The 7,191-nt window shown below is 63.0% G+C and carries 10 protein-coding genes; all 10 read left to right on the top strand.

The annotated features are described in order from the left end of the window. Positions 1-441 (top strand): DUF4384 domain-containing protein (locus tag QZ269_RS11155; RefSeq protein ID WP_291426786.1); only part of this gene is annotated, 441 nt, incomplete at its 5' end. A 94-nt stretch (positions 442-535) separates the two neighbouring features. After that, complete coding sequence (locus QZ269_RS11160; protein ID WP_291426787.1) at positions 536-859, top strand: nucleotide pyrophosphohydrolase; 324 nt, start codon at positions 536-538, stop codon at positions 857-859. A gap of 41 nt (positions 860-900) precedes the next feature. Beyond that, positions 901-1,416, top strand: a complete 516-nt coding sequence (locus QZ269_RS11165) for a YfiT family bacillithiol transferase (protein ID WP_291426788.1) — start codon at positions 901-903, stop codon at positions 1,414-1,416. Continuing rightward, complete coding sequence (locus QZ269_RS11170; RefSeq protein WP_291426789.1) at positions 1,416-1,901, top strand: Nudix hydrolase; 486 nt, start codon at positions 1,416-1,418, stop codon at positions 1,899-1,901. Before QZ269_RS11165 ends, QZ269_RS11170 begins: the two co-directional genes overlap by 1 nt. A gap of 84 nt (positions 1,902-1,985) precedes the next feature. Further along, entirely contained in the window at positions 1,986-3,506 is a 1,521-nt protein-coding gene (cobA, locus tag QZ269_RS11175) for a uroporphyrinogen-III C-methyltransferase (protein ID WP_291426790.1), read from the top strand. A 71-nt stretch (positions 3,507-3,577) separates the two neighbouring features. After that, positions 3,578-4,132 (top strand): bifunctional precorrin-2 dehydrogenase/sirohydrochlorin ferrochelatase, encoded by a 555-nt coding sequence (locus tag QZ269_RS11180; RefSeq protein ID WP_291426791.1) that lies wholly within the window; start codon positions 3,578-3,580, stop codon positions 4,130-4,132. Then, complete coding sequence (hemA, locus tag QZ269_RS11185; protein WP_291426792.1) at positions 4,129-5,226, top strand: glutamyl-tRNA reductase; 1,098 nt, start codon at positions 4,129-4,131, stop codon at positions 5,224-5,226. The genes QZ269_RS11180 and hemA overlap by 4 nt, the downstream gene beginning before the upstream one ends. 98 nt (positions 5,227-5,324) lie before the next feature. Further along, positions 5,325-5,801, top strand: a complete 477-nt coding sequence (locus QZ269_RS11190) for a transposase (RefSeq protein WP_291426793.1) — start codon at positions 5,325-5,327, stop codon at positions 5,799-5,801. Beyond that, complete coding sequence (locus QZ269_RS13570) at positions 5,798-6,364, top strand: transposase (RefSeq protein ID WP_367272284.1); 567 nt, start codon at positions 5,798-5,800, stop codon at positions 6,362-6,364. The genes QZ269_RS11190 and QZ269_RS13570 overlap by 4 nt, the downstream gene beginning before the upstream one ends. Before the next feature lie 173 nt (positions 6,365-6,537). After that, a partial coding sequence (locus QZ269_RS11195; protein WP_291426794.1) for a hypothetical protein occupies positions 6,538-7,191 on the top strand: 654 nt, incomplete at its 3' end.

Consider the following 7,191-nt stretch of genomic DNA (forward strand, 5'->3'; position numbering starts at 1 on the left):
ACCGTTGCTCCACGTCCGAACTACGGGCTGGCGGGCAGCAGCAGCAACCTGATTGCCCGCGTGACCCCCGACCGTGGCGAAGGCAACGCCTATAACGTCGGCGAGGCGATCCGGGTCAATGTCACGGTGCGCGACGCCGGATACGTCACCCTGCTGGCCCTGAACGCGGGCGGTAGCGCCGACGTACTGGTACGTAACGCCTACGTCGAGCGCGGCACGACGACCTTCCCGCGCCCGCAGGACGCCGTGACCTTCAACGCCTCGGCGCCGCGTGGCCTGCAACGCATCCGGGCCATCTTCACGCGCCCCCGGCCCACCACCGACCTCGTGCTGGGCGGCATTTACGACGGCACGCGCTGGAACAACGTCACCAGCGACTACCTGACCCCCTACGCGCCCGCCGACCGCGACGTGCAGGAAACCTACATCTACATTCGCTGAGGGCCGAAGAAGTGTGCCCGGAGGAGGGCGGAGGGGACGCCGGGTGCGTTCTCTTTCCCTTTTTCGTGGCCCGGTCGCCCGCTATGCTGCCCGCATGACCCTGACCTTTTCCGAAGCCAGCGAGCGCGTCCACGCCTATATTTCGCAGTTCGAGGAAGGGTATTTTCCGCCGCTGCTGCTGCTGGCCCGCCTGACCGAGGAAACCGGCGAGATTGCCCGCGTCATTTCGCACCAGAACGGCAAAAAGCCCAAGTCCGGCGAGGCGGAAGGCGACCTGGAGATGGAACTGGCCGACCTGCTGTTCGTGACCATCTGCATGGCGAATGAGCGCGGCCTGAACCTCGAACGCGGCTTCGAGCGCATGATGGACAAGATCGAGAAGCGTGACGCTGACCGCTGGACGAAAAAGAAATTCTGACGATTGGATCAGGGCTGGCCGCAGTCCCCCTAAACTGAAGCATGACCGATCTGCGCTATCCCCTCGGCCCCATGCCGCAGCCCCGGCACCTGACCCCGCCTGAGCGTGAGCGGGCCATTCCCGCCATCGCCGCACTGCCCCAGGACTTGCGTCAGGCAGTGGCGGGTCTGTCGGCGGCGCAACTGGACACCCCTTACCGTGAGGGCGGCTGGACGGTGCGGCAGGTCGTTCACCACGTCGCCGACAGTCATATCAATGCTTACGTGCGAACCAAACTGGCGCTCACCGAGGCCAACCCGGTCATCAAGCCCTATGAGGAACAGCTCTGGGCCGAACTGCCCGACTCACGCTTGAACCCGGAAATCAGCCTGCTGTTGCTGGAGCAGCTACACACGCGCTGGGTGGGCGTGCTGGCAGGCGTGACCGACTGGCAGCGCCCCTGGACCCATCCGGTCAGCGGCACCTGGACGCTCGATACCCTGCTGGCAATGTACGCTTGGCACGGCCAGCACCACATAGCGCACATCACCGGCCTGAAAAAAGCGCGGGGCTGGTAATGCAGTACGACGAATCCACCCATATTCCGGTGTCCCGCAAGGCGGCGGGCGTGGTCATTTTGAATGCGGCGGGCGACATTCTGCTGGTTCACGAGCGCGGCACCCCCGACAAGCCCGAAAAGGCCGGGCTGTGGCACATTCCGGCGGGCAGTGTCGAGGAAGGCGAAAACCCGCAGGACGCGGCGGTGCGCGAGGCGCACGAGGAAACGGGCCTGCACGTCCGGTTGATCAAATTCCTGGGCGCTTATCTGGGCCGCATTCCCAGAGACGACGAGCTGATTCTGCGGCACATCTGGCTGGCCGAGCCTCTGCCGGGGCAGACCATCGTGCCTGAGTTCAGCGACGAGATCGCTGGGGCCCGCTATGTCAGCCGCGCCGAATTTGCCGGGCTATACGCGGCGGGCCACATTCGCGCTTACCAGACGAAACTGTTTTACGAGGACGCGCTGAAGCTGGTGGCACAGGAGAGTTCCGAACCTGTCTGACCCTACCTGCCTGAACCGTTGCAGGTGGCGCAGGGGTCTATGCGTTTGTGCGCCCTGACCGCCGTTAGCCCGTAGGGTAGGGCCATGAGTGTTTCCCGCGCCTTCGTTTCGCTGATCGGGGCTGGCCCTGGCGATCCCGGCCTGCTCACGCTGAATGGTCAGCGAGCCTTGGAACAGGCCGATGTGGTGCTGTTCGACTACCTTGCCAACTCCGAGCTGCTCCGTCACTGCCCGAACGCCGAAACCGTCTACGTGGGCAAAAAAGGGTTTTCCGAGCACATCGAGCAGGAACAGATTAACGCGCTGCTGGTGCACAAAGCCCTGGCAAACGGCGGTCAGCGGGTGGCGCGGCTTAAGGGCGGCGACGTGTTTGTGTACGGGCGCGGCGGCGAGGAAGCCGAGGCGTGCGTGGCCAACGGCGTTCCCTTCGAGATCGTGCCGGGCGTGACCAGCGCCATCGCCGCCCCCGCCTACGCCGGGATTCCGGTTACGCACCGCAAGGTGGCCCGCAGTTTTGCCGTGCTGACCGGGCATACCAAGGAGGGCGCGGCGTACTATCAGCGTCTTTCGGGCGTCGATACGCTGGTGCTGCTGATGAGCCTGCGAACCCTGGAGCAGATGGCGAACGATCTGATGGCCTCGGGCCGCCCCCCCGGAACACCCGCCGCTACCATTCAGTGGGGCAGCCTGCCGGAGCAGCGGGTGGTGACCGCAACGCTGGGCACCATCGCCGGGGCAGTGCGCGAGGCCGGGATCGGGGCGCCCGCCGTCACGGTGGTGGGAGAAGTCGTGCGCCTGCGCGAAACACTGAACTGGTTCGGGTCTCAGTCTCTGGCGCAGCCCCAGCCAAGGCCCCTGGCGGGCAAGACCGTCGCCGTGACCCGGACGCGCGGGGGCAATAGCGAACTCGCCGCCCTGCTACGTGAACGCGGCGCGGGCGTGCTGGAAGTGCCCCTGATCCGTTTTGCGCCGACCTCTAACCTGGCGCCGCTGCATGCCCGGCTGCGCGACCTTTCCGGCGTGAACTGGCTCCTCCTGACCAGCAATCAGGGCGTGGCGGCGTTGTTCGAGCAACTCGGGGCGCTGGGCCTAGACGCCCGTCATCTTGCCGAAGTTAAAGTCGCGGCGGTCGGCCCCAGCACGGCCCGCAGCCTGGCCGAGCACGGCATCCGGGCCGATTTCGTTCCCTCGGCGGCGGGGGCTAAGCATCTGGGTGCACAACTGCCGCTGAACCCTGGCGAGGCCGCCCTGCACCTGACTTCCCAGTTGGCTGAGGACGCCCTGCAAGTGACCCTGGAAGCGCGTGGCCTGCGTTACGAGCGGGCCGAGGTCTACCGCACCGAGCCTGCCCCCTTACCAGACGCCGAGCGCCAGCGACTGCTGCACGCCGACGCCGTTACGCTGGCCTCGGGCAGTGCGGCGCGGCATCTGGCCAGGCTGACTGGCCCCGACCTGAACGTGGTGGCGATGGGCCCGCAGACCGCCGACGCCGCCCGCGCTGCCGGGTTTACCCGCGTGACGGTGGCCCGCACCGCGCAGCTTGAAGCCCTGGCCGAAGCTGTTGTGCAGGCCGTGACCGCTGGTGGCGATCACACGGCGAATTAAGTGTCCTAAGCACCTTCCTGACCGTTCGGTACGGGACTTGCGACCCTTTTTGTGAGAGTATGCTGCTCGTTATGAATCTGGCAGCCTTCCTCGACCTCAGCGGTGAACACGCCCTGATCGTCGGGGGAGGCGCGGTGGCCCTGCGCCGTGCCAGAACCCTGCTGGACGCCAAAATGAAGGTGCAGGTGGTGGCTCCCGAAGTCGTTACCGACCTGCGCCTGCTAGAAGTGGTTGTGGCGGAGCGCCCCTACCAGTCGCCGGATTTAGAAGGTGTGCGGCTGGTTGTGGTCGCCACGAACCGCAAGACCCTGAACGATGAAATCGCGGCTCAGGCCCGGGCTGCTGGCCTACTGGTCAACCATGCGGGCGACGCGGGGCGGGGCAACTTCCGCTTTCCAGCCGTGACCGAGCAGGCGGGCGTGCAAGTCGCCGTCAGCACCGGGCGCGAACTGCCGATGCTGGCGCAGGAGCTGCTGGGCCGCATCAAAACCCTGCTGCCGGACGCCGAGCAGCTTGCGGTGTGGCAACAGCGCCGGGAAACGGCCCTGAGCCTCGGGGCGGGGCAGGGCGCGGCACTGCAAACCCTGCGGGCCGATATTGCACTGGCGCTGGGGGCGCGGGCATGACGCTGGCCTGCCCCACCGCCCGCACCCTGCTTCAGCGTTCGCCGCTGGTGGCCTCGGCTCCACTGGACTTTGCCGTGGTGGGCCTCAATCACCAGACCGCCCCGGTCGAAGTGCGTGAACGCGCCGCCGTGCGTGCCGGTGAAACCGACGCTCTGCTGGGCCACCTCGCCCGGCATGCCCGTGAGGTGATGCTTCTCTCGACCTGTAACCGCACCGAGGTCTACATGGCGGGGCTGGCCGGGGAGCCGCTCGCGGCCTTCGAGGGAGCCTGGGGGCACGCCCTGCACGAGTATCTGTACGTCTACCGGAGTGAGGAAGCGGTGCAGCACCTCTACCGGGTGGCGGCGGGCCTCGACAGCCTCGTGATTGGTGAAACGCAGATTCAGGGGCAGGTCAAGCGGGCTTGGCAAGACGCCAACGAGCGCGGCCTCAGCGCTACCCTCCTGAACAAGGTCGCGCAGGGTGCGCTCGCGGCGGGCAAGCGCGTACGCTTTGAGACCGGTATGAGCGACAAGGTGGTCAGCGTGTCGAGCGCCGCCGTTGAGCTGGCCCAGAAGACGCTCGAAGGGCTGGAAGGCCGCACCGCCCTGATTATCGGGGCCGGGGAGACAGCCGAGCTGACCCTGACGCACCTGCGCGCCGCCGGAATCGAGGACGTGATTGTGGTCAACCGCACCGAGGCCCGCGCCCGGCAGCTGGCCGAAAAGCTGGGAGGCCGCGCCTGTGCCCACGAACTGTTGCAAGAAGCCCTGCCCGAGGCCGATGTGGTCATCGCCTCCAGCGCTGCGCCGCATTACGTGCTGAACGCCGAGCTGGTGCACTCGGCCCTAGCCCGGCGCCCGGGGCGTCCCATGTTCCTGATCGACATCAGCGTGCCGCGCATCCTGAACCCGGACATCGCCGGAGTCGCGGGGGCTTACCTGTACAACCTCGACGACCTGACCGGCATCGTGACGAACAACCTCGCCAGCCGCCAGGCCGCCCGCCCTCACGCCGAAGCAATTATCCGCGAAGCTGCCGCTGACCTGAGCCGCTGGCACCTGACCCGTGAGGCCCAAATTGCCAAGCGTGACCGGGCACTGGCCTGCGCTTAGGGGTATCAGGCTTGACTAAGTGCAGCGTCCTTAGAGCATTTCACAAAGGCTCAACACGGACTCCGGGGAGCTAAGGGGCGTCCAGTAAAATAGAAGCTGTGTTGAACCTCATTCGTCTTCTGGACGACGAAAAGTGCTGCTCCGTGGTTCGCGAGCTGAGATGGCCAAATGGCGTGCAGTGTTCACACTGTGCCAATCCGTACTTCACCAAGCAAGGCCGCGATGACACTCAGCGGTGCAGACAGTGGTACCGCTGTCTGCACCGCCAGCGCAAGTTTAATGACCTGACAGGAACGGTGTTCGCAGGCCATCATCAACCCTGGCGTCAGTGGGCCGGGTGCTTGTACCTGATGGGCTTGAATCTCAGTAACAGCCAAATTGCCCAAGAACTGGGATTGAACGAAAACGACGTACAGGACATGACTCGTATACTCAGACAGGGTGTGGTCGAACGCAGCGACACGCCCCAACTCTCCGGAACGGTCGAAATCGGTGAGGTGTACATCGTCGCTGGACACAAGGGTCAGTCAGCACTCGTTAAAAAAACGGCCGAGCTGCTCGTAAACGAAGCCTGAACGCCAAACGAGGACGCGGCAGTGCTGCCTGCGATAAACCGCCTGTATTGGGCATGATTGAACGCGGTGGGAAATTCGTTCTCCACCTCTGTGACAACGTTGAGCAACGCACCATACAACCGCTTATGACCGCTGCTATCACCCCATCTACTCTGGTCAACACCGATGAATACTCCAGCTACAACCGATTGACGGAGTGGGGTCGTGGACACGTCACCGTGAATCAAGGTGACGGTGAGTATGCTCGCGACGACGATAGGGACGGCACCAACGAGGTTCATGTCAACACCATTGAAGGTGTACGTCCGCTCATGGCTGCGCCCATACCGGGGAATCTCGCACCGATGGTGACCGCTTTATCTTGGACTCTTCCAGGCCATGCACAAGCTGCGCCGACGCGGTCAGTCTCTTCTTGGCCCACTCCTGTCTTTATTGCTCGCCTCAGCTCCCCGGAATCCACTATGAGCCTTTCTCATAAAGTTTGTCAGGCCGCCAGGGCACGCGACACAAGTCTACCCACACTGAAACTGATAGAGTACGCCAAAGATCTACACCAAGGCTAGACGCAAGGGCCGAGCGTAAGGCATACTTTAGGTGTCAGCTTGTTGACCTTATCCTAGCAGAAATACAGGACTAGAGCCGACGTCTTCTATCTGCACCTACCTTCTGTACTCTAGGGCGCTGAGTAGTGGCTCCCTCTAGTCACTTTCCTACTCTCTATAGATAAGGTTACTACATGAAACGAAAGAAGTGTCTTACCAGTCTGGTGCTTATTGTTAGCACCGCGCTTTCATGGGCTACTGCTCAGACCCCCTTTGTTGCTCCTTCGGCGTACAGCGCAACCTGGCCAAGCGCCTGCGATAAAATTGATTGGTCGAAGAATACGGGTGTCAGCGGGACAGGCTCGCAATCTATTGTTTCTGACAAAGGGTTGAACCTATCAGCAACGCTGGCTACCACTGGTACAGGTTTATCCATACCCGGATACTCTTCAAGTTTTGCCAACTTTGGTTCCTGGTATGAAGTGCGGGCCGTCAATAGTAGTATTCAACCATTCGATCAAGCTTTTGTGACGCGAGTCAACAGTACAGGAACCAATACAGTCACGATTACTTTCCCGCAATCTGTGAACAATGTCCTGTTAGCGGCCAGTGATTTAGATGCAGTAGGTTCTTCAACTGCCGATTATGGTGACTGGGCGCAATTTACGGGCCGTTATGGTGGAACAACCTACAATCCTGACATTCTGGTAGGCGGTGGAACCAACGGCATGGTCATTAAGGCTTATAAAAGTGCTCCCCCCACTACGGCAGCATTCGGGGCCACCATGAGCATCTCACAATCAGGCCTTGGCAACAGCACTATGAAGGCAGCGAGCGCCCCAAATTCT

This window comes from Deinococcus sp., from assembly GCF_018260405.1.
Lineage (GTDB): Bacteria > Deinococcota > Deinococci > Deinococcales > Deinococcaceae > Deinococcus.